This is a genomic window from Cytobacillus sp. NJ13 (assembly GCA_030348385.1).
GTDB lineage: Bacteria > Bacillota > Bacilli > Bacillales > Cytobacillaceae > Cytobacillus.
The window spans coordinates 4,489,226-4,510,809 of record JAUCFP010000006.1 but is presented as its reverse complement, the minus strand read 5'-3'; the positions used below and the strand labels follow the sequence as shown (position 1 = coordinate 4,510,809).

Sequence of the window (21,584 nt, the reverse complement as noted above, 5' to 3'; positions counted from 1 at the left end):
ATTGGATGGGTTTTATCTGTTTTCTTTCACAGCATTCACCAGGGAATCATATGTAATCTTCCAATGTGATGCATGCCAGGCAACATCTCCATTATTAAATAGGATGGCCTGAGGTGACTCATGTTTGATATGAAAAGCTTCTGCAATGTGATTTGACAAAGGACGATCTTCCTGAACAACTAAGTAATAAGCATTTACATCTTGATGCTCTTTCACAAAGCTTTCATATTCTTCATACGCTGCTCCGCTTACCGGGCAAGTGGAACTGTGTTTTAAAATCAGCAGCTGCTCTCCTGATTCTACTGCTTGATCAAATGCTTCATGGCTATCAAATTTTTTCATTTTCTTGCCTCCACAACTAAGCCAGGCAAAGCCTCGCTCTTTAAAGTAAATAACGGTGAAGTAATCGTACCACTTCACCGTCGTTTAAACAAATAAAATTAATTATACTTTTGTTCGGTTTCGTCAAAAGCTTTTTTCGTCTCTTCCAGCTTCATTTGGATTTCCGCATCATTTACTGGTGCGTTCCCTTCTGCCTGGAATGTCTCGTTATTGATGGCCTCTCCATTTTCTTCGGCTGCGCCGTTTGCAGCAGCTTGTCCATTTTGAGCGTCTTTCAAGTTTTTCACTTTATTTACAAGTTCATTGGATTGCTTTGTAACCGTTTGAGTTAGCACATTAGTTTTTTCTTTTGCAGCATTAGCCAGTTCGGTACCTTTTGTCATAGCTGTTTCACGGTACTGTCCTGACTTTTCTTTTAATAGGGCAGCCTTTTCGCTTAAATCGGTCTGAAGCTCTTTGCCTGATTTAGGAGCGAGAAACAGAGCGGTAGCTGCGCCAACCATGCCTCCAATTAAGGCACCAATCATGAAATCTTTCGTATTGATATTTTCATCTGTTTTGGCCTGATTTGAATCAAATTGAGTACGGTCTTGGCTATTCATTCTCCTTTTTCCTCCTTTAAATCTAGTATCTTGCTCTTTCTCTCTGGCGTTCGGGCGGAAGCATCTGTTTCTCACTGACATTGTACTGATAAGGGTCTTCTTTTCTCATTTTCCACTTATCTTTGATTTCCAGGAGAACATTGCTCCACTGTACCACCTGTGAGATTTTATCTTTATTCTGTTCAAGCTGTGTGTTTACAGAAGATGTGATTTTCTGAATGGATCCATTAAATTTGCGGACAGAGTCACCAACTTCTTTTACCGCAGTTACGACACTGTTCAGGTTCTCAGATTTCTGCTGAATGTCTGTAGCCAGTGAATTGGTTTTATGCAGCAGGACAGTTGTTTCCTTCGTGACACCATCTAATTGCCTTTCAAGGCCTGCCAATGTGTGTGATACGTTATCTAATGTCCCCTGTAAGGATTTTAACGTTTTCGCCAGATAAATGACTAAAACAAGAAATGCTATAGCAATGACTGCTACACTTAAGTATAAAATAATTTCCAATTCTTACACCTCCGGTTGTCTGTATACTAATCTTTTTACCCAGATGCACTGCCTCTAAACCAGGAGTACATTAATAGATTCCACTTGTGAAGTCTAAATTCCTTCTCTAACAGGTATTTTCATCAGTTAATGTAAATTCTAGCACAATTGGAAAAGGTTAAACAAAACCTTTCATTTCGGGTACAATAATAGTTGTCGGAAAAATAAATTTACTGGAGGTATTTATCCATGAAAGATCCCCGTATTGCAAAACTGGCAAAAAATTTGATTAACTATTCAGTCCAGCTTCAGAAAGGCGAGAAGATCCTTATTGAAAATTTCGGACTTCAAAAGGAATTAGTGACCGCGCTGGTTAAGGAAGCATATGCAGCTGGAGGATACCCGTTTGTTTCCTTAAAAGATCATCAGGTTGATCGTTCCCTGCTTTTAGGCGCACAGGAAGAGCAATTCAATATGATGGCTGAGTTTGAAGCAAATGTTATGAGCAAAATGGATGCATACATAGGACTGCGCTCCGGAGAAAACATCAACGAGCAGGCTGATGTGCCGGATGATAAAATGAAAATTCATGGATCAACCATCGGACAAAAAGTGCATAGAGAAATCCGTGTGCCAAAAACGAAATGGGTGGTTTTGCGTTATCCTAATGCTTCCATGGCCCAGCTGGCTAAAATGAGCACAGAGGCATTTGAAGATTTCTATTTTGATGTCTGCAATTTGGATTACGGCAAAATGGACAAAGCAATGGACAGCCTTGTGGATTTAATGAATAAAACCGATAAAGTCAAAATTACTGGCCCTGGGACAGATCTATCCTTCTCGATTAAGGATATTCCGGCAATCAAATGCTCCGGCCAAATGAATATTCCTGATGGAGAGGTCTATACTGCCCCTGTACGTGAGTCTGTCAACGGCGTCATCACCTATAACACTCCATCTCCATACCATGGTTTTACATTTGAAAATGTAAAACTGACATTCAAAGATGGGAAAATTGTTGAAGCGGAAGCGAATGACAGCGAACGCATCAATAAAATCTTTGATACGGATGAGGGTGCGCGCTATATAGGTGAATTCGCTATCGGGGTTAACCCATACATTCTTCATCCGATGCAGGATATTCTGTTCGATGAAAAAATTGATGGAAGCTTCCACTTCACACCTGGACAATGCTATGACGAAGCCTATAATGGCAATAAATCCAATATTCATTGGGATATGGTTAACATCCAGCGCCCTGACTATGGCGGAGGTGAAATCTACTTTGATGATGTCTTAATCCGGAAAGACGGCCGATTTGTCATTAGTGAACTTGAAGCATTAAATCCGGAGAATTTAAAGTAATAAGAAAATCTCCAGGCAGTTACCAACACTCAAATTATATATAAAAAGGATGCTTCCTTAGCGGAGCATCCTTTTTTAGATTTATATTTGGTTTTCATATGCCTGCTGGAATTTTTGGATATCCCCGGCACCCATAAACATAATTACGCTATCTTCATGATTCCTTAGTACAGCCGTTTCTTCTTCATTTAGAATTTGTGCATTGGGAATTTTGGCTTTTAAGTCATCAATCGTGAGTTTTCCATGGTTTTCACGGGCAGAGCCAAAGATTTCGCATAGGTACACTTTGTCAGCCAAATTAAGACTTAACGCAAAATCATCAAGAAAGGCCTGAGTCCTTGTAAATGTATGCGGCTGGAAAACTGCGACAACATCCTTTTCAGGATACTTTTGTCTGGCAGCTTCTACAGTCGCCTTAATTTCTGTCGGATGGTGGGCATAGTCATCAATAATTACCTGAGAGCCCACTTTCTTCTCGGAAAATCTTCTTTTCACCCCTTCAAAGGAAAGAAGCTGTTCCTGGACAATCTTCGCATCGATCTCTTCATAATGACATAGAGCGATAACAGCTAAAGAGTTCAAGACGTTATGATCTCCATAGGCTGGAATAGAGAAAGTCTCATAGAAGGTGTTGCGGACAAACACATCAAAGGTTGTTCCTTCTGTTGTTTTAACTACATTGCGTGCCTGAAAATCATTGTCTTCTCCAAAACCATAAAATACCACGGGCACTTTAGCCTGGATTTTTTGCAGCTGCTCGTCATCACCGCATGCGAAAATCCCCTTATTCACTTGCCATGACATTTCCTGAAAAGCAGAAAAAACATCTTCAATGTTGGCGAAGTAATCAGGGTGGTCAAAATCAATATTCGTCATTATTGCATAATCAGGATAGTAAGAAAGGAAATGCCTTCTGTATTCACAAGCTTCGAAAACAAAATATTCCGCTTCCTTGTCCCCTTTGCCCGTACCGTCACCAATAAGGAATGAAGTTGGTTTTGCGCCTCGCATTACGTGCGCAAGCAAGCCTGTAGTAGATGTTTTTCCATGAGCTCCCGTCACTGCAATGCTCGTGAAATTCTTCATGAAATCACCTAAAAAGCGATGATAACGCACAACAGGCAAGCCAAGCTTCATTGCTTCCTCAATCTCTTCATGTGTGTCCGGATATGCATTCCCGGCGATTACCGTCATGCCCGGCTGTATGTTTTCCTTTTGAAAGGGAAGGATCTTTATTCCGGATTTTTCAAGTGCCACCTGAGTAAAAAAGTGTTTCTCAAAATCGGAGCCTTGAACCTGATAATTCATATCATGCAGAACTTGTGCCAATGCACTCATTCCAGACCCCTTAATACCTACGAAATGGTAAATAGTCATATAAAGAACCTCCAACCATCGTATATCTGTAAAACAGTATATGACATATATCTAGTTTTGCGCATATCCCCTTAGAAGACATGCTCCCATGACTGTGCTGCTAAGCTTTTCCGCTGTCACTTTTATTTACTTACACTTTAATGTATTGAATCATTATATCATTAATTGATTTTAAAAACTATGTAACGTATTGCCAGCTATTTATTCCCCAAAAATAAAATATAAAACATTAGATTTCAGGAAGGCTCTCCACGTAAGGTCAGGAACTTTTAATTTTGACTTCGAAAAGGTCTCTGTTAAACGTTTAACTGCTTCATTACTTTGAATAGAGATAAATGGTCCGATAGGCAGATCATACATCTGGATTGGTATTCTTCTAATAAAATACCACCCTATTGACAGTTCCGGCCGGACCACCCCGTGCTGACTTAAGAGAAAAGAAGTGTTATCTTCCGCACTGTAGGCAGAGATTACCTTTTGGCTTACATCTAAAATCCGGATGGGCTCCATGACTGATGTTAAAAAGAGAGCCCCCTGAATGAGATCTGATTCTGAAAGCTGCCGGGAATTGTTTTTTAAGAACAGACTAAACATAGATGAGCCTTGAATGGTTTTATAATCAAAGAGAAACCAATCCTGAAAAACTTCCTGCAGAATAGGCGAAAAAGCCGCTTCAGGAGCAAGACCGAGCGTTTGCCGAAATAAATGCTTTGCCCGGACTTTCTCTCTGATATTAGCCGTCCGTTCCGTATAATCCTTGCTTAATGTGTATAAACGCAGAGCATTTTTTTCTCCCTGGAGCTGTTTAGCTTTACGGAAAGAATGTAAATCCAGAATTGAGCCGTCCATATCCATTTAGGATGCTCCTTACTTTCTTGTAAATAGCGTTCTGTTATTCAACCTTTTCAAGGCGGGGGTTTGGACGATAACGCCGTCCTGCCTTAGCTGCATGCTTACCGTCAATCATTACATTGTCTCCAGTGAATCCTGTGGTGATCTTCAGCAGGCTGCTTCCAATTCCATAGGTATCAACCGGAACACCCTGTTCTTCAAATTCGCGGATTCGGGATTCAGTAAAACCGCCGCTCACCACAATCTTCACATGTCCGAAACCTTCATCATCCAGCGCTTTTCTTAAAGCAAAAATCAGTTCTGCATTGACCCCGCGCGGGTCAAACGTTCCCAGCAAATGCTGATTTCTTAAGAAATATTGATCAATCATTGTTCTTGATGTGTCAACCCGGACTCCTCTAAGCTCTTCGCCAAAGGCTCTTGCCACTTTTAGGGAATCGGTGATGGCATCATTGTTGTAGTCTACCAGAGCGACTAAATCGTCTTCAGGAAACGTCTCCTGATAAGCCTTAGTGGATGCAACGATATCTCCCTTGAACATTTGGATCAATGCATGCGGCATTGTTCCCATGCCTTTTTTGCCCCACCATTCATTCATGGCATGCGTGGCCTGGGCTGTTGCCCCCCCAATAAAGGCTGCATAGCCATCTCCTGCCTGGGTGATATAATGATCATCCCGGTCCCCCATGAAGATGACCTGCTTTTGAACACCAGAAACACCTGCCGCTTTTACCACATTATAGACATTCGTGGCAACTGAAGTTCTTCTGGCCAATATGCCGTCAATTATTCCTTCGAGATATCCAAAATCCTGATATCTTCCTGTAATGGTTAATACTGTTTCAAAGGGTGAAATCTTATCACCGTCTTTTAAAGAATGGATTTCCAGATCATCCGGGCGGTCCGCAAATGTTTTTAATAGCGCAATGACTTCATCCGTACCGCATAGAACAGCATGATTCTTTTGGAAAAACTGCATGGTTACGATTTTATCTTCATGATATTTCTTAACAATCTCTCTTGTCTTAAGGAAGTATACCGCTGAAAACCAGCCATCTCTTACACGTTCATCGAATTTAAAAGTCTGGTTTGTCAGACGTTTAATTTCTCCTTTAACCTTCATTTCAATTTCCTTCATCCCTAAAGCTCCTTAGAAACACGAAAAGCGCAAGCGCCTTGCCCACCCCCGACCCTCGAGGGGGTAGGCGCTGGAGCTAGACAATTCTCGAAGTTCAAAAATATAGATACTTTTATCCACAAAGAAAGCAGGCGCGCCTGCTGACTTGGGTTTGCAAGGAGCAGGCATCTATGCTGGCAGCCCGCCAGCTTCAGAAGGCTTTCTTCGTTTATCGCAGTCTAACGGGCAGTAAGCCCCCCATTTCAAGACTCAGAGGAATCAATGGAGGATGAGGGGGGCAAACTGCCCGTAAAGGCCCGATAGAAGAACAAAGACTAAGAACGCCACGTCCTGTGGCAACGTCTTTGTGACCCACTTCCAGTGGGCCTCAACTAGCAATAAGTGGGGATAAAGCCCCCCCACTGATTGAAGTTTCACTTTATCGTAGTTGTTATTCATATTATTTTAAACATGCAAGTAAAGAATACCATGGATTAATTTAATGTACTAGTGTCTTGTATGGATTCAAGATCAGCTTCTGTAATGAGGACATCCCTTGGTCTGCTGCCTCTATTTTCAGAAATGAACCCTTGTTTTTCCATCATATCAATCAGCCTGGCTGCCCTATTATAGCCTATTTTGAATCTTCTTTGCAGGCTCGAAGTGGAAGCCGCTCCCTGATCAACAACAAATTCGCATGCTTCAAAAAACAGTTCATCCTCTTCTTCTATGGCATGGGCTTTTTTCAGAAGTTCTTCCTGTTCAAATAAGTAGTCGGGATCGCGTTCCCTGCGTACATGGGCTACCACATCATCAATTTCTTTATCTGAAACAAATGTCCCCTGCAGCCTCACTGGCTTTGAGGATCCATTTTCAAGGAAAAGCATATCTCCCCGGCCAAGCAGTTTTTCAGCTCCGCTTATATCAATAATTGTTCTTGAATCGATTTGAGATGACACGGAGAATGCAATTCTTGTAGGCACATTCGCCTTTATTAGGCCGGTAATAACATCCACGGAAGGACGCTGGGTTGCGATAATCAGATGAATTCCGCATGCACGGGCTTTTTGTGCAATCCGGCAAATGGCTTCTTCCACATCGGCCGGCGACATCATCATTAAGTCTGCCAGCTCATCAATCACAATGACCATAAATGGCAGCTTCTCTGAAAATTGCTGATGCTCTTCTGCCAGCTCATTAAAACGGTTTATATCCCTCACACCGGCATGGGCAAACAATTCATACCTGCGTTCCATCTCCTCGACAGCCCACTTCAAGGCAGCCGTTGCTGCTTTTACATCGGTAATAACCGGGCTGACCAAATGTGGAATTCGATTATACGGTGCAAGTTCGACCATTTTTGGGTCGATCAGAAGAAGCTTTAATTCATCCGGACTCGCCTTATACAGCAGGCTTACCAGGATCGTGTTAATACAGACGCTCTTCCCTGATCCCGTTGCACCGGCAATCAAACCGTGCGGCATTTTCCGTAAATCCGTCACAATCGGCTTCCCTGAGATATCAAGCCCCAGTACAGCCGTTAATGGGGATTGTCCAGTCTGGAACTCCGGGGTGCTGATGATCTCACTGATAAATACCGGACGGCTGCTCTGGTTCGGAACCTCAATGCCGATTGTATGCTTTCCTGGTATTGGCGCTTCGATCCGAATATCCCTTGCTGCGAGACTCAGCTTTATATCATCTGAGAGGTTCGTGATTTTATTCACCTTGACACCTGGTTCAGGCTGTACTTCAAACCTTGTTACAGAAGGTCCTTGCGTAACATTAACCACCCTCGCCCTGACATTGAAATTTTGCAGTGTGGAGTTTAACATTTGTTCCTGTTCGTAAAGCCAATCGGAAGCTTCCTCCATGATAACTGGCGGTGTAAGCAATGTCTGGGAAGGGAATTGGTAATAAAAAATTTCTTCATCCGCCAGATAATTCTGTTTATCCTCAATTCGGACCGATTCCAGTGCAGGCGGTGACTGTTCTTCCATAGGCAAATGGTTCTCCGCTGGATGATCCTCGATCTTTTCTGCTGCAGCAGCAGACTGCTGAATGTTTTCAGACGGAAACATAGCGATCTTATTTTTTTTTTCATTTGACGGTCTTGCGATCTTATCCTGCTGATTCAGTTTTTTTCTGTCATTGTTCAGCATGATGACATTAAATGGAATTGACCCTCTTGATGAAGGCTTCTTCTCTTCCTGGACATCTTCTTCCTGCTGCGAGGTTGACGCAGCAGACTCTGTTTTTGTTTCTAAGTATTCATTTGCATCTGCAGTCTGATTTTGCTCTATATTCTCAGCCCTGTTTATATTAGTAATCAGTTCAGTCTGAGAAAAGAACGAGCCTGTTAATTCCCCGCTATCTTCAGGTTCAGAACTTAATTCAGCTTTATCAGACGTCTCCAGTCCTTCTGCTTGTGAGTTTCCCTCTTCTAAGTTTATATGGATAAACTCTTCCGAATCACTTTTAGCATCAATCCCTAAATCGTGATGGAATTCATTTTTTTCTGCACCCTCTTCAGCTTCAATCCCAAGGATCGCATGAGATCTCCCTTCGCTCTGTCCTGAGAGTTCTGCTGTGTATTCTTCATTTTTTTCTTCGTGCAGAGCCTCTTCAATCAAGTTTGCGAGCGATCTGCTGATTCCCGATTCTTTTTTATGACCGATGCGATCCTCCCTGTTTGGAGATTCACCGTCGGACTTGGAAGATCCAGGCTGCCTGGCAGGTTCCTTATGATCTTGCCATGCAGGATGTGTTTCTTCATGCCGCTCTGTTTCTAGGTTATCTTCGGGTACTTCAAACATTAATTCAGACGCTTCACCTATTTTGTATCTTTTTGCTGCAGGTTCCTCTGTTTCCAATGCAGAAGCCTGTGCCTGGAAAGCTTTCAGTTTATCGGAAATGACAGTTTCTCTTTCTTCATCCGAAACAGCTTCGGTCACCTTCGGCCGATTAGTAGGAGTCTGCTGAATTTTGCGCATAACCTCATCGTATGTAAGTTCCCTGTGGTTTTCCTGTTCCCCGTTTTCTGATTTATCTTGCTGGGCATTTGGCCGCGGTCTCTTAAATCCATATATCGGCGATGGAATTTCTGTTGGCTGGAAAGGCCTTTTCTTGCTGGCAGCCTCTCTTTCATTACGGGTCAGAATTTTTTCTTCACTGGCAGGTGATGGCGCAGACTTTCTTTGCCGCTCCCTATCTGCGGAACGAGGTGTCCTTTTTTCATGGATTTGAGTATCCGCCGGCTTTCTCTGCCATTCCGTTTCTCCTGCCCTTGACTGCCGTTTTTCAGTTTTATTTACAGTTTTCCCACGAATATGGTCCTGTCTATTATGATTCTGTCTTTGCTGCCTCTTATTCTCCCGTTCTGCTTCATGGTCAGGTATGACCGGAAAACGGAATTGGCCTTTGGGATATTGATAGACTACTTTAGCATCTATATCCCTTGAACTTTCTTTTGTTTTTTTAGAAGGCGGCTGTTTCTCATAATTTTGCTCATCTGGATGTTCCTCAAATTCCTCATATTCTTCCTCATCACTTTTAAACATATGGAATATCTTTTTAATCCAGCTCATTTATATCAACTCTTTCTATTAAAAACTTTGTTAGACTTTCTATATTATTTTAGCAGTTATTCACAGATTTTGAATAAGAAATCCGAGAATGAGTCCTTATAAAGACAGAATGGGTAAATTTACAAACAAACTAAAAGCTGCAGGCATACTTTCGACTCAGGCGGGTGATTAAAGGTTCATATGTACAGACATCTGACTTTTTACCCGGAACTGTTTTATTTTATTTGAAATTACTGATCTATATATAATTCGGTAATGACTCTTCTCTCCTGGGGGTTTATTGCCTTGTTTTCAGCGCGTAAACAAAAAAGGACCACATTGCTGTGACCCTAAAAAAATTACTTCTTTTTATTCTTACCCAAAATAAATATTGGTTCAAACTCTCCGTTCTCATATAGGAATGACAGAGAAGTGATGGGCACTCTGCCGCTCGCAAAGAAACTCATAGTCATCTGGGCGAGAACGTCATAGCCTGTTTCATTTTTAATATCAGCAATGATCAATACGTCTTGATGCGGAACTGCAACGGCCATGGATCCTTCTGCTTTCCTGTCCATTTCTTTAATAAAGGAATCATTCAGTATTCTGCTTGCATCATATCCATCATTTTTGTTTAAAAAATAGAAAGTATTGCCTGCAACAGTATCCGATTTCATATCTGTCGACAGGGATCTTACGTTGAAAAGAGCCGTTTCTCTAATTCTTTCCGGATCCCAGCCCTCTTTTTCCATTAGCTTTGCATCAATGAGACGATACGTATTTCCGAGATCGAGCGCATAGTAAATTCGTGTTTCAGCCGTATGTTCATCTGTCAAAAAAGGAATACCTTCCTGTGACTCACCTGGAAAAGAAGTTGATCGGATGACTGGAAAAATATTTTTTTCATGTCCCGACAAATGGGCATCCTCCACCATTGCTTCCAGGCCTTCCTCCACATAATATACGACTTCGTCAATCGCTTTTTCCTTTTGCTCCTGCCATTTAGCAATAATGCCCGGAAGAGAGATGGTAATTCCTTTTCCAGTGTCCTTATTTTCGATTCTGAGCTGATCTTTTTCCCTGTCAAAAGAGAAAGTCCGGTTCTTTTTTCCTAAGCGCTGCTCCAATTCATTTTTCATCTTTCTGCTATCCATTTTCATATATAAGCCCCTCCTTATGGGGATTGATTTCCGACTATCATTTTACACTAATAAACCCTCCTGCTCAAAAGAGATGCAGGAGGGCCTAAAAGCTGAAGCGCCTTGCCCCGCCTCGAGGGTGCAGGCTGCTTGCGCTAGACAGTTATCAAAGTAAAAATTTGAACACTAAATGTACGCAGGCTTATTGTTCAAGAGTTTGAATAAAGTTTTCAATTTCTTCCTGGGTTTTGCGGTCTTTGCTGACAAAGCGGCCGAGTTCCTGGCCGTCCCTGTATCCAATGAAGCTTGGGATGCCAAAGATATCAAGCTCTATGCAAAGATCAATGAATTGATCACGATCTACATAAATAAAAGTGTATTCACTATATTTTGCTTCAATTTCAGGCAATACCGGTTCAATAACCCGGCAATCCGGACACCAGTCAGCTGAAAACATGAAAATATGTTTCCCATTGCTGCGCATCTCGTTAAATTGCTCTATTGATTCCAATTTTTTCATTTTCTTTCGCCCCCTGTGCTGATATGCATGTCTCCATATTGGATCCAGCCTTTTTTCCTCATATATTCAGATAATATCAGGCTGATAAGAGCCGGTCCAATAAAATGCAATATAATTACCTTCATCCAAACATCTGAACCAAAGCCCATCGTTGTAAAAGTCATTATCTGGCCAACAAGCCCGCTTGTTCCCATGCCTGCTCCTGCAGCATTGTTTTCCATTAGCCAGATGGTCGTGCCGAAGGGTGCCAGGACTGCTCCTGCAAGAGTAGGAGGAATCAGGATACGCGGGTTTCTAATAATATTAGCTACCTGCAGCATAGAAGTTCCAATTCCAATCGCTACTAATCCTCCCATCTTATTTTCCCTGAAGCTGCTCACCGCGAAGCCGACCATTTGTGCTGCACAGCCAATCGTGGCAGCTCCTGCTGCAACTCCGTGCAGATCAAGCATAAGCGCAATGGCGGCTGAAGAAATGGGAGCCGTCAATGCAAGGCCCATTAATACCGCCACAATGATGCCCATGATGATTGGCCTTTGCTCAGTCCCCCACATGATCAGGCTTCCAAAGCTCTTCATTCCATAATCGATCCCCGGGCCAATTAATGTTGAAACGATATACCCTGCCGCTATTGTAACAAGCGGAGTTACAATGATATCAACCTTTGTTTCCTTACTGACAAGTTTTCCAAGCTCTGTGGAAATAAGGGCGGCGGCGAAGCTCCCTGCTGGACCGCCAAGAGCCGCGCCTGCAGCACCGCTGGCAATGGCCGAAAAGATAACCAGCGGCGGCGCATTAAGTCCGTATGCAACTGCAACACCAATTGCAGGGCCCATCAGCCCCATAGCCAAATTGCCCATATCCTGCAGATATTTGAAATCAGTCTGTTCGCCAATTGTCTTAATAATCAGCCCAATAATCAGCGAAGCGAATAATCCAAGCGCCATGCTGCTCAGTGCATCTATAAAATATACTTTAGGTGAAAGGGTTACCCCTTTTCTATTCAGAAAGGCTCTCATGATTTTCCCCCTATGTAAAAGTTCTGCAACTATAAGATAACACATGTAAAGACACTTGTAATATAAAATCTTTTGTATTCTTATTGTTCTTTATAATAGGGGTTTTCTATCATATTTATTAAAAATTAATTCTTTAAAAAAAGCAAAACAAAAACGAAGGACATCGCCCTTCGCTTTAATTCTTCACCTGGACAGAATTAGCTATCTCCATCATCGCAGCGGCCTCAGAGGATAAATTTCTGGTCGCAGCCTGCGTAGATAATTTTACTCCGCCAATCCCGACTACCAATTCATGTTCATCTTTTTTTCCGCTGTTGATTAACATGAAGCCGTTATGACCATCTTTTGTAAACGTCTCTTTAACTTCATATTCATCTTTCTGCTTTAGAGTAGCATCATATACAACCTTGCTGTCCGAACCTTCATGCTGGTTGTAAAAAAGGATATACCGTTTGGAGCCATTTTTTAAAATGATGTTATTTGGACTTTCCTCTTCTACTTCGTACCCAAAAGGCAAATAATATTCTATATCTTCAAACTCATGGTTTGGCTTTTCTTGTGATTGGCTAAATGCTTCCTCTGCAGCATTCTTTGCGGCAGTTTGCTCTTCTTTCAACGATGCTGAACAGGCACTGAGCAGTATAAATGAAATAAATAAGAACAAGGCTGCGGTGAATCTTTTATGCATTTCTAAAGTCCCCTCCTTGCATGGAATGTCATATCCTTCCCTATCATACATTTCTTCTTAATAGTCTGACAACCCTTCATATAAGGATTGAGAGCCTTTTCACTGCGTTACTTCTTAGAAGAAATGTTAAAATATAAGAATATTGCATAAAGGAGGAAAAAAGATGGAAATAACCGTCTACTTAGCAGGTGAAATACATTCCAATTGGCGCAATGAATTAAAGGAGAAAGCTAAATCACTTCAGCTGCCTGTTCATTTCACAGGTCCTATGGAAAACCATGACCGTTCTGACATGATCGGAGAGGAAATTCTCGGGAAACAGCCGGATGCAATCTTCCGTGATGAAGCCGCTTCAAGCATCAATAACTTAAGAACACAGCTTCTTATGCAAAAATCGGATCTGGTGATTGCTTTGTTTGGTGAAAAGTATAAGCAATGGAACACTGCCATGGACGCAAGTGCTGCTGCTGCACTTGGAAAACCGCTGATCCTCATCCGTCCCAATGAGCTGCATCACCCTTTAAAGGAGCTTTCAAGTAAAGCAAATGTTACAGTTGAAACGGTCAACCAGGCCTTGAAAGTTTTGTCGTACATCTTCGAAACCGAATAAAAAAAGGGGGTTAGCACTTAGCTAGCCCCTTTTCTATATTCATATTGCCCAACAAGAAGCTTCATGACATGTGAGAACATGTCAGCACGATTTACCTGCCCATTTGTAAAAATTCCAACTGCCCCTTCATTTTTGCGGACGTTTTCTTTTTTTGCGTAATCATCCATTACAGGACCCAATTCTTCGCCAGCAAGAAGCCTTGCTGAAATTTCCTCAGGAAGCGGAATCCTGGCTCCCCCTGCAATAATCGGAGGCTGTCCTTTTTCCGCCAGTGCTCCCCAGTTACAGAGAAAAAGCCCGTATTCTGTTTTTTGCACACCGCCTTCAAGGCCGATGCCAATTTGACCGCCTGATGATTCAAGGGCTCCATAGGCTCTATTGATGGCCCCTTTTATGGTTTCTTCATCCGAGAATGGCTGGACGTTTACTCCAGAGGGCACATCTTCGGATATAATAGCAGCTTCATAATGACTAAAAGCAGCTTGTACTGCCAAAATTTTTGCGGGATTCTTTGAACCAATGATGACTTTCATGAGAACTCCTTTCATATTACAGGAAAAAGAGACAGCATCTGCTGTCTCATCTGCTTAACTGTTTTGACGGATGGTTTCTGCTGTTGAACGGTCACAAGCTTTTACTAGTTTTACAAGCAATTCTTTTGCCGCTGCATAGTCATCAACATGCACAATGGATGCATGTGTGTGAATATAACGGGAGCAAATGCCGATTACGGCACTTGGAACACCTTCATTGGATATGTGAACTTTTCCTGCATCTGTTCCGCCTTGCGAGACGAAATACTGATATGGAATGTTGTTCGTTTCAGCTGTATCCAGAACAAATTCCCGCATGCCGCGGTGCGTTACCATTGAACGGTCCAGTATGCGCAGAAGAGCTCCTTTGCCTAAATGGCCGAACTCGTTTTTATCCCCGGTCATATCGTTGGCAGGGCTTGCATCCAATGCAAAGAAAATATCAGGATTGATCATATTTGCTGCAGTCTGTGCACCTCTTAAGCCAACTTCTTCCTGAACTGTTGCTCCGGAATAGAGAATATTGGGAAGTGCTTCACTCTGGACTTCCTCTAATAGCTCCACCGCTAAACCGCAGCCATAACGGTTATCCCATGCTTTCGCCAGGATTTTCTTTTCATTTGCCATTGGTGTAAATGGACAAATCGGCAGAATTTGCTGTCCTGGCTTAATGCCTATTCTTTTCGCATCTTCACGGTCATCTGCACCAATGTCAATCAGCATATTCTTTATTTCCATCGGCTTGCTGCGCTTTGCTTCATCTAAAAGATGTGGAGGAATTGAACCGATAACTCCTGTTACAGGTCCATTTTCTGTAATAATTTGGACTCTTTGTGCAAGCATTACCTGGCTCCACCAGCCGCCGAGTGTCTGAAAACGGATCATGCCATTATCAGTAATGGAAGTGACCATGAATCCAACTTCATCCATATGGCCTGCCACCATTACAGTTGGGCCGCTTTGATCGCCTCTTTTTACGCCGAAGATGCCTCCAAGCTTATCCTGAACGACTTCTTCTGTATACTGGCTGATTTGTTCACGCATAAATTTTCGTACTAAATGCTCGTTTCCAGGTGCTCCCGGCAACTCTGTCAATGTTTTAAAAAGCTGCAATGTTTTTTCGTTCATTATTCTTCTCCTTTATCACTTTCCAAATTAGCTATGCAGATATGTATAATTTTATTTTACAGAACTTTCATACGTCTTTCCACCATTTCAGACATGAAACTTCGATTGTCGAAATTTAGGCTGTGTATTATTTATTTTAGTTTAATCCTATTTTTGGTAAGATAGAATTGGAAAACAGCTAAAAAAATGTAAAAATGAACTGCTTTTTTATCATCAGCCTGGGGAGGTGCAAATATGAATTGGAAGTCATTTATGTTAGGTGTTGGGGTTGGTTTGGCAAGCGGATACGCAGCAAGGGAATTGCTCTCGCAAAAAACTGCTGTTTCCCCGGAGAAAGCTTTGGCAAATGCAAAGGATGCATTTAAACAGGAAGGACCGATAAGCGGGTCATGGATTCATATGAAAGCTGAACCTTATGAAAAAGGTCATTTAAAATATCAGGTTTATAAGGGCGGCATTTCGAGGTTTTCGGGTGAAGAAGCCGAGCAGTATGAATTCATTGCCGACGCAGAGACTGGAACCATTTTGGACGTTTTTCCTCTGCATTAAGGAAAACGCAAGTGCCTTGACCACCCCCAACACCTCGAGGGGGTAGGCTGTTTGCGCTAGACAGTTATCGACGTTCAAAGATTGTTAAAAAATCCCCGAAAGGGGATTTTTTAACTTTGTTTCTTTTCCACTTTCTCCAGCATGTTTCCTGATTCATCCCACTTGACTGCCCGGTAAAAAGCATCATGGTAAAAAGTGAACCATGCATTTTTTTTCAGCCCGTATCCCATCCATTTTTCCTTAGCGCTTATTGAATCCATCGGGTAGTCATCGTAAGCGAGAACCCATAATACATTCGCATGGGCATGAGTTGGCATGATATCAGCCATATGAATGACGGTCACATCCTCATCTTCTATAACAAGTATAGAATGTCCATCACTATGGCCGCCTGTATGCACCATTTTAATAGGGCCGAGCGTCCACTCTCCTTCAAAGACTTCCACCTGATGCTGAATGGACTCCCAGTTTTCTTTCCAATATGTATTCCTAGAGCGGATATTAGGATTTCTCATTTCTTCCCATTCCACTCGTGATGCAATGATTCTGGCATTTGGGAATACAGAAGAAAAATTTCCTTCTTCCGGTTTTGTCAGTCCGCAGGCATGATCAAAATGAAGATGGGTCATAAGGATATAATCGATGTCCTCGGATGACAAACCGTGCTTGGCTAAATCCTGTTCAACAAAAGACTCTTCAATCGCTCCGAAATTCCTCTTTTGTTTATCATTCAGCTTCCCGTTTCCAAGACCCGATTCGACTAAAATATTTTTACCGTCAAATTGAATAAGTATGGGATCTGTTCTCAATTCAATCTGATTTTTTTCATTGCAGGGATATCTTTTAGACCACAAAGGCTTGGGAACTACTCCAAACATTGCTCCGCCATCAAGATGTGTGACACCGCCGCGAAGCCAGGACAGCTTTAAGTTCTTTAACTCCAATGTTTCCATCATTATCTCCTCCATTTAAGTTCTCTGAGCAAGCGCTCGCTTTCCCCTAATCTCATATTAACATTTAAGCGCTTACTTATAGAAATATTTAAATTATTTTAGGCGCATGCAAACAGCCAATATAGCAATACCAAAAAAAGCCTATCCATCTGGATAGACTCGCTTATCTGTATTGTGCTTCACACCGGAATATACGGCTTCCCCTTGAAGAAAACTTCTCTTCATATTCGGTCATGATGTTTCCTTCATAATCGCTATTGTGAAGGTCCAGGCTGACAAATGTCAGAAGCATGCCGTACTCGGAGAAACTCATAAGAGATGATTCAAACAATCCCTGGTTATCAGTCTTAAAGTGGATTTCTCCCTTATCCCCAAGGATATCTTCATAAATCTCCAGGAAGCTTCTATAAGTCAGCCTGCGTTTTGCATGGCGTTTCTTTGGCCATGGATCTGAGAAATTGAGGTATACACGATTGACTTCGCCTTTTTCAAAGTACTCCCGAAGATCATTGGCATTCACATTCAGAAGCTTTACATTTGGTAGTTCATCCTCGATGATACGATCCAGAGCAGTGACAATGACGCTGTCAGCGAGCTCAATTCCTATATAGTTGATATCCGGGTTTGCTTTTGCCATACCAGTTATGAAACGGCCTTTTCCTGTCCCAATTTCTATATGAAGGGGCTGATCTTTATCGAAGGCTTCCTTCCACTTTCCTTTATATTTTTCAGGTTCTGAAATTACGTATTGTGGATATTCGGCTAATTTATCTTTCGCCCAGGGTTTATTTCGCTGTCGCATGTTGACACTCCTAAAAATTAATATCGTTCAAACAATATCATGCCTATCGCAGTGATGCAACTTTATTTTCAGGGGGATTACTAAAGTGGTTCATCCCTTGTTTGTAGTTTAACCCAATGGCACTCAAACACCTAAATTACAATCCGCCAATGAATAAATAAAAAAAGGAATCCACAAGCTAAAAGTGAATTCCTTTTGTTTGTATTTTCAGCTTCAATAGAAAGGGTGCTTTTCATGCCGCTTGGACACCAGGATCAATTAAATTTATTAAAAGATATTTTAAGCAATCATCAGACAGATTGCTGTGGCTCTATTTCAGAATGTGAACAATTGGAACGTTTGGTAAAATCATTAATGATCAACGGAAATATTAATCAAAACGTAAAAACAGTATTAGAAGAAATTTATGAATACAGTCAGCACGGGATCAATTCTTCCCAATTGGATAATCACATTGAGTCCCATCAGAATGAATTATCACAATGGGTACAGGATATAGATCAATTTTCGTAATTCTTAAAGGAGCTCATCCAGATAGGAAAGCCACCTTTCCATTTCCTGGTACCTGAATTTATTTTTATGCCATTGGATAGATGTCAAAGTCTGTGCAATCACATACCATTTCATGCGGAGCAGCAAATCATCTGTCAATTGAATACCGTACCGCTCAAGCCAATTTGGCCATTCTTCTTTAGGAATATACCAATACAATAGCATCCCCAGATCAATGGCCGGATCTGCTATCATAGCTCCATCCCAATCAATCAAGTACAGCTGGTTGTTTTCCGAAAGCAGCCAGTTGTTATGATTCACATCGCAATGGCACACCGTATTTTCCTCACAGCGGATATGCGATACCTCTTTCTTCAGGAAATGGACTGACTGAATAACAGCAGCCTGTTCCTTCAGGTCACAATCCAGTTCTTCCTCAATCAAATGCAAAAGGGTTTCGGGCTGCAGCGGAGACTTCCCCATTCTTGTCAGCATACCAAGCAGCGGCTTTGAAGAATGAATTTTCCTCAAAAGCTTTGCTACGCTTTCCTGGTTCATGTCAGAAGCTTTAAGCTCTCTTCCATTAAGCCATTGCTGGGCAGTTATAACGTCCCCATTTTCCATTCTTTTTGTCCAGATAAGTTTCGGGACGATTCCTTCCGCAGACAGAACCGCCAGGAAAGGAGAAGAGTTTCTTTTAAGAAAAAGCCTCTGCTCTTCGTGCTTTGCGTAGAAGGCTTCCCCTGTCGCCCCTCCGGCGGGAACAATCTCCCAGTCATGTCCAAATAAATGTTCCAAAATTGTTCACCTGCAATTTAGTAAGCCATTGGTTGTAAAATAGCTTGAGTTGAAAAATAAGCCCTGTTTTTTGCAGCAAGACTTATTTTGCCATGGCCGATAAAGAGGCCGTTGCTTAGTTATGTTGAGTTCTATTCGACTATACTGCATTTCCTCAAATATAGCTGTTTATCAGGTTAATCAAGTAAAGCACCTATAAAGCACAAAGTAATCGGGCAAATACAAAACCAGCAATGTATCGGGAACTTAAAATAAAAAAAGAGCTATTGATGTAAGTTCCCTACAATAGCCATCTTTATAAATTTTATTCTTACTGGCTTTTTTCGTCAAGTGCATCTATTTAGGTTTACGGAATATTATCTGAAAAAATGAAGATTTTTCTGGTCAATTCATCAGTATTTTCCATATGAGGATAATGTTTTAAAAGATAGCACGGGACACCGGTATGCTTCTCAGACTTCTTCTATCTTCTGCAAACCAATACATATGAACATAATGGCGGCATTTCAAATCTGGTATTAATCTTGCGAATAGTGGAAATTCCGGCTTCATGTTCATCCGCAATAAGGTCCCAATCCCCTTCCGGGAGAAAAATTTCTTCTTCCGTCATTGAAGGATTGATAATAACGGCGGCATGGCTGTAATCGGCATTTTGATCACTGCTTATTAACACATAACCTATTAGCGGTTTTTTAATATCCAGAAACCGCATGGAATTCCGGATCATTTCTGCATTGGCAAGCCTGAAAAGAGGTATTGACCTTCTAATGCTGATCATCCCTTTAATGTATTTAACATTATTTAAGTAATGGGATTTCCTCTCCCAGTCCAGATTATTGATGGAGTCTGGGGCACGGTAGCTGTTTCCATTTCCTTCTTTGGTCCGAAAGAATTCCTGTCCGCTATGCAGAAATGGAATTCCCTGTGAAAGGAGTACCATTGCTGTTGCCAAGCGGTGCTTTTGCTGCTGAACAAGAGGATCCGCATTTTCAGAACAAACCTGTATTTTATCCCATAGAGTATGATTATCATGTGATTCCACATAATTTACAGATTGAGACGGGGAAAGGAAAATGCCTTTTTCCTTTTTTTCGAGGCCAATGCTTCCACCCAATACCTGCTTTGCCGCATCATAGTAATAATCATTCCCCAATGCATATCCTTTATCATATAAATTAAACGTACTGCCTTTGATGGAATCTCTGAACCAGTCATTAAATTGGCCGATTCCCGGCATCTTTTCCTGATTGCGAATGCTTGCTTTTTGGTCATCCGGTATAGGGGTATTCAAATCCCAGCCCTCACCAATAATAATGACGGATGGGTCAATCGATTCCGCATTCCGGCGAACATCATTCATCGTTTCAATATCGAGGATACCCATCAAATCAAACCTGAACCCATCAATTTGATATTCCTTCATCCAGTATGATACGGAATCAACAATAAATTTCCGGGCCATCAGGCGTTCAGAGGCAAAGTCATTTCCAACTCCGGTGCCATTTGATGGCATTCCATATTCATCATGCCGGAAGTAATAACCCGGTACGATTTTTTCAAAAGAAGAATGCTCGCGAATATAAACATGATTATAGACTACGTCCATAATGACTCTTAGTCCCTGGGAATGAACAGACTGAATTAAGGCTTTCAATTCTCTGATACGCGAATAGGGGTCTAGAGGATCAGTAGAATAACTTCCTTCCGGAACATTAAAATGGAGCGGATTATAACCCCAGTTGTATTCTTCTTTTGGACTTTTTTCATTCACACCTTCAAAGTCATGGACAGGCAGAAACTCAATGTGAGTAATACCGAGCTGCTTGACATATGACAGGCATGTCGGCTCCCCATCTCTGCCAGCGGTGTTAGTCTCTCCCGCTCCTAAATAAAGGCCTTTCTTTGCTGCCCCGCTCTCGGAATGAATGGTAAAATCCCTTATATGTGTTTCATATATGATGGCATCTGTCGGCTGCAGAAGCGGCAGAAGCTCCGGCTTCTTTATTTTTGTATTTTCCAGATTGACTACCGCACCATATTCCCCATTTATAGCCGAAGATACTGCGTATGGATCAACAGCTTCTTTCCACTCCAGATTAATGCATACAAGGAAAGAATAAAGAAAACGATCCAGGTCGCCTTTTACTTCACAGCTCCAGACTCCTCTCTCTTCTCTGGCCATCGGAATACGCTCAGCTTCCTCCTCCAATGCTCCTTTAAGCTTCAATTTTACCTTTGCAGCTGTCGGAGCCCAGAGCCTGAAAAGCGTCTTTTCTTTGCTGTACGAGAACCCCAGTGGACCGTCATAATAGAATTTCTCATCAAAATCACTTGTTCGAATAACAGCACCAATTTGCAGATCTGTTTTCCCCCCATATTCATCCACTATCCAATATTGTTTTCCGAATTCGACTTCATGGTCTATTCTGCATGTATATTTAACGGCATCCTCAATCGGCATGCTTTTCAATATTTCAACAGGAAACTCTTCTTCCCAGTCAGTAAGGAGAGAGAACCCGGAAGAACGTCCCTGATGATAGCTGAAAGGAAGTATGATCGTAATGAGGTGCATTTCGTCTAAGTATGCATTAAAAGTCCGTTCAATCGTTATCATTCCGAACTCATCTCCTTTACTTAGTCGGACG

General features: G+C 41.9%; 21 protein-coding genes. 4 read left to right on the top strand and 17 right to left on the bottom strand.

The window, feature by feature from the left end:
* Positions 1-12: 12 nt before the first annotated feature.
* The 3 genes from ytxJ to QUF73_22245 form a co-directional block, all read right to left on the bottom strand.
* Positions 13-342, bottom strand: a complete 330-nt coding sequence (gene ytxJ / locus QUF73_22255) for a bacillithiol system redox-active protein YtxJ (GenBank protein ID MDM5228829.1) — start codon at positions 340-342, stop codon at positions 13-15.
* Between the two features lie 98 nt (positions 343-440).
* Positions 441-944, bottom strand: a complete 504-nt coding sequence (locus tag QUF73_22250; GenBank protein MDM5228828.1) for a YtxH domain-containing protein — start codon at positions 942-944, stop codon at positions 441-443.
* 22 nt (positions 945-966) lie between these two features.
* Positions 967-1,452, bottom strand: a complete 486-nt coding sequence (locus QUF73_22245) for a DUF948 domain-containing protein (GenBank protein MDM5228827.1) — start codon at positions 1,450-1,452, stop codon at positions 967-969.
* Positions 1,453-1,680: 228 nt separating this feature from the next.
* Between QUF73_22245 and QUF73_22240 the strand changes: the two genes are divergently transcribed.
* A complete protein-coding gene (locus QUF73_22240; protein ID MDM5228826.1) occupies positions 1,681-2,796 on the top strand; it encodes an aminopeptidase in 1,116 nt (371 codons plus the stop codon).
* Positions 2,797-2,877: 81 nt separating this feature from the next.
* On the opposite strand, the gene murC is transcribed toward QUF73_22240, so the two are convergent.
* From murC to QUF73_22200, 8 genes are all read right to left on the bottom strand, one after another.
* Positions 2,878-4,173 carry a UDP-N-acetylmuramate--L-alanine ligase gene (gene murC / locus QUF73_22235; GenBank protein MDM5228825.1) on the bottom strand — a complete coding sequence of 432 codons (1,296 nt, stop codon included), beginning with the start codon at positions 4,171-4,173 and terminating at the stop codon, positions 2,878-2,880.
* 201 nt (positions 4,174-4,374) lie between these two features.
* Entirely contained in the window at positions 4,375-5,028 is a 654-nt protein-coding gene (locus QUF73_22230) for a hypothetical protein (protein MDM5228824.1), read from the bottom strand.
* A gap of 37 nt (positions 5,029-5,065) precedes the next feature.
* A complete protein-coding gene (locus QUF73_22225; protein MDM5228823.1) occupies positions 5,066-6,163 on the bottom strand; it encodes a nicotinate phosphoribosyltransferase in 1,098 nt (365 codons plus the stop codon).
* 473 nt (positions 6,164-6,636) lie between these two features.
* The gene (locus tag QUF73_22220; GenBank protein ID MDM5228822.1) at positions 6,637-9,729 is read right to left on the bottom strand and encodes a DNA translocase FtsK; all 3,093 of its coding nucleotides are present in this window, start codon (positions 9,727-9,729) and stop codon (positions 6,637-6,639) included.
* 338 nt (positions 9,730-10,067) lie between these two features.
* Entirely contained in the window at positions 10,068-10,868 is an 801-nt protein-coding gene (locus QUF73_22215; GenBank protein MDM5228821.1) for a DUF1444 domain-containing protein, read from the bottom strand.
* A gap of 181 nt (positions 10,869-11,049) precedes the next feature.
* Positions 11,050-11,367, bottom strand: coding sequence for a thioredoxin family protein (locus QUF73_22210; protein ID MDM5228820.1), 318 nt, complete (start codon positions 11,365-11,367; stop codon positions 11,050-11,052).
* Positions 11,364-12,386, bottom strand: coding sequence for a PTS sugar transporter subunit IIC (locus QUF73_22205; GenBank protein MDM5228819.1), 1,023 nt, complete (start codon positions 12,384-12,386; stop codon positions 11,364-11,366). Before QUF73_22205 ends, QUF73_22210 begins: the two co-directional genes overlap by 4 nt.
* A 175-nt stretch (positions 12,387-12,561) precedes the next feature.
* Positions 12,562-13,074 carry a hypothetical protein gene (locus tag QUF73_22200; GenBank protein MDM5228818.1) on the bottom strand — a complete coding sequence of 171 codons (513 nt, stop codon included), beginning with the start codon at positions 13,072-13,074 and terminating at the stop codon, positions 12,562-12,564.
* A gap of 163 nt (positions 13,075-13,237) precedes the next feature.
* Between QUF73_22200 and QUF73_22195 the strand changes: the two genes are divergently transcribed.
* Positions 13,238-13,684 carry a YtoQ family protein gene (locus QUF73_22195; protein MDM5228817.1) on the top strand — a complete coding sequence of 149 codons (447 nt, stop codon included), beginning with the start codon at positions 13,238-13,240 and terminating at the stop codon, positions 13,682-13,684.
* Positions 13,685-13,701: 17 nt separating this feature from the next.
* On the opposite strand, the gene QUF73_22190 is transcribed toward QUF73_22195, so the two are convergent.
* Both QUF73_22190 and QUF73_22185 read right to left on the bottom strand, forming a co-directional pair.
* The gene (locus tag QUF73_22190) at positions 13,702-14,217 is read right to left on the bottom strand and encodes a DUF84 family protein (protein ID MDM5228816.1); all 516 of its coding nucleotides are present in this window, start codon (positions 14,215-14,217) and stop codon (positions 13,702-13,704) included.
* A gap of 54 nt (positions 14,218-14,271) precedes the next feature.
* Positions 14,272-15,345, bottom strand: a complete 1,074-nt coding sequence (locus QUF73_22185; protein MDM5228815.1) for a M42 family metallopeptidase — start codon at positions 15,343-15,345, stop codon at positions 14,272-14,274.
* A gap of 234 nt (positions 15,346-15,579) precedes the next feature.
* Here QUF73_22185 and QUF73_22180 point away from each other — a divergent pair, with 234 nt between their 5' ends.
* The gene (locus tag QUF73_22180; GenBank protein MDM5228814.1) at positions 15,580-15,894 is read left to right on the top strand and encodes a PepSY domain-containing protein; all 315 of its coding nucleotides are present in this window, start codon (positions 15,580-15,582) and stop codon (positions 15,892-15,894) included.
* 110 nt (positions 15,895-16,004) lie between these two features.
* Here QUF73_22180 and QUF73_22175 read toward each other — a convergent pair whose 3' ends face one another.
* Both QUF73_22175 and trmB read right to left on the bottom strand, forming a co-directional pair.
* Positions 16,005-16,847: an MBL fold metallo-hydrolase gene (locus QUF73_22175; GenBank protein ID MDM5228813.1), complete on the bottom strand. Its 843-nt coding sequence runs from the start codon at positions 16,845-16,847 to the stop codon at positions 16,005-16,007.
* Between the two features lie 163 nt (positions 16,848-17,010).
* The gene (gene trmB, locus QUF73_22170; protein MDM5228812.1) at positions 17,011-17,649 is read right to left on the bottom strand and encodes a tRNA (guanosine(46)-N7)-methyltransferase TrmB; all 639 of its coding nucleotides are present in this window, start codon (positions 17,647-17,649) and stop codon (positions 17,011-17,013) included.
* Positions 17,650-17,883: 234 nt separating this feature from the next.
* On the opposite strand from trmB, the gene QUF73_22165 reads away from it, so the two are divergent.
* A complete protein-coding gene (locus QUF73_22165) occupies positions 17,884-18,162 on the top strand; it encodes a YtzH-like family protein (GenBank protein ID MDM5228811.1) in 279 nt (92 codons plus the stop codon).
* 3 nt (positions 18,163-18,165) lie between these two features.
* On the opposite strand, the gene QUF73_22160 is transcribed toward QUF73_22165, so the two are convergent.
* A complete protein-coding gene (locus QUF73_22160) occupies positions 18,166-18,939 on the bottom strand; it encodes a phosphotransferase family protein (protein MDM5228810.1) in 774 nt (257 codons plus the stop codon).
* A gap of 463 nt (positions 18,940-19,402) precedes the next feature.
* Positions 19,403-21,553 carry a type I pullulanase gene (gene pulA, locus QUF73_22155; protein MDM5228809.1) on the bottom strand — a complete coding sequence of 717 codons (2,151 nt, stop codon included), beginning with the start codon at positions 21,551-21,553 and terminating at the stop codon, positions 19,403-19,405.
* Between the last annotated feature and the right edge of the window lie 31 nt (positions 21,554-21,584).

What these genes read in the sequence shown, in the direction of transcription:
- ytxJ (MDM5228829.1), bottom strand. Translation starts at nt 342, where the DNA reads ATGAAAAAATTTGATAGCCATGAAGCATTTGATCAAGCAGTAGAATCA.
- QUF73_22250 (MDM5228828.1), bottom strand. Translation starts at nt 944, where the DNA reads ATGAATAGCCAAGACCGTACTCAATTTGATTCAAATCAGGCCAAAACA.
- QUF73_22240 (MDM5228826.1), top strand. Translation starts at nt 1,681, where the DNA reads ATGAAAGATCCCCGTATTGCAAAACTGGCAAAAAATTTGATTAACTAT.
- murC (MDM5228825.1), bottom strand. Translation starts at nt 4,173, where the DNA reads ATGACTATTTACCATTTCGTAGGTATTAAGGGGTCTGGAATGAGTGCA.
- QUF73_22230 (MDM5228824.1), bottom strand. Translation starts at nt 5,028, where the DNA reads ATGGATATGGACGGCTCAATTCTGGATTTACATTCTTTCCGTAAAGCT.
- QUF73_22225 (MDM5228823.1), bottom strand. Translation starts at nt 6,163, where the DNA reads ATGAAGGAAATTGAAATGAAGGTTAAAGGAGAAATTAAACGTCTGACA.
- QUF73_22220 (MDM5228822.1), bottom strand. Translation starts at nt 9,729, where the DNA reads ATGAGCTGGATTAAAAAGATATTCCATATGTTTAAAAGTGATGAGGAA.
- QUF73_22215 (MDM5228821.1), bottom strand. Translation starts at nt 10,868, where the DNA reads ATGAAAATGGATAGCAGAAAGATGAAAAATGAATTGGAGCAGCGCTTA.
- QUF73_22210 (MDM5228820.1), bottom strand. Translation starts at nt 11,367, where the DNA reads ATGAAAAAATTGGAATCAATAGAGCAATTTAACGAGATGCGCAGCAAT.
- QUF73_22205 (MDM5228819.1), bottom strand. Translation starts at nt 12,386, where the DNA reads ATGAGAGCCTTTCTGAATAGAAAAGGGGTAACCCTTTCACCTAAAGTA.
- QUF73_22200 (MDM5228818.1), bottom strand. Translation starts at nt 13,074, where the DNA reads ATGCATAAAAGATTCACCGCAGCCTTGTTCTTATTTATTTCATTTATA.
- QUF73_22195 (MDM5228817.1), top strand. Translation starts at nt 13,238, where the DNA reads ATGGAAATAACCGTCTACTTAGCAGGTGAAATACATTCCAATTGGCGC.
- QUF73_22190 (MDM5228816.1), bottom strand. Translation starts at nt 14,217, where the DNA reads ATGAAAGTCATCATTGGTTCAAAGAATCCCGCAAAAATTTTGGCAGTA.
- QUF73_22185 (MDM5228815.1), bottom strand. Translation starts at nt 15,345, where the DNA reads ATGAACGAAAAAACATTGCAGCTTTTTAAAACATTGACAGAGTTGCCG.
- QUF73_22180 (MDM5228814.1), top strand. Translation starts at nt 15,580, where the DNA reads ATGAATTGGAAGTCATTTATGTTAGGTGTTGGGGTTGGTTTGGCAAGC.
- QUF73_22175 (MDM5228813.1), bottom strand. Translation starts at nt 16,847, where the DNA reads ATGGAAACATTGGAGTTAAAGAACTTAAAGCTGTCCTGGCTTCGCGGC.
- trmB (MDM5228812.1), bottom strand. Translation starts at nt 17,649, where the DNA reads ATGCGACAGCGAAATAAACCCTGGGCGAAAGATAAATTAGCCGAATAT.
- QUF73_22165 (MDM5228811.1), top strand. Translation starts at nt 17,884, where the DNA reads ATGCCGCTTGGACACCAGGATCAATTAAATTTATTAAAAGATATTTTA.
- pulA (MDM5228809.1), bottom strand. Translation starts at nt 21,553, where the DNA reads ATGATAACGATTGAACGGACTTTTAATGCATACTTAGACGAAATGCAC.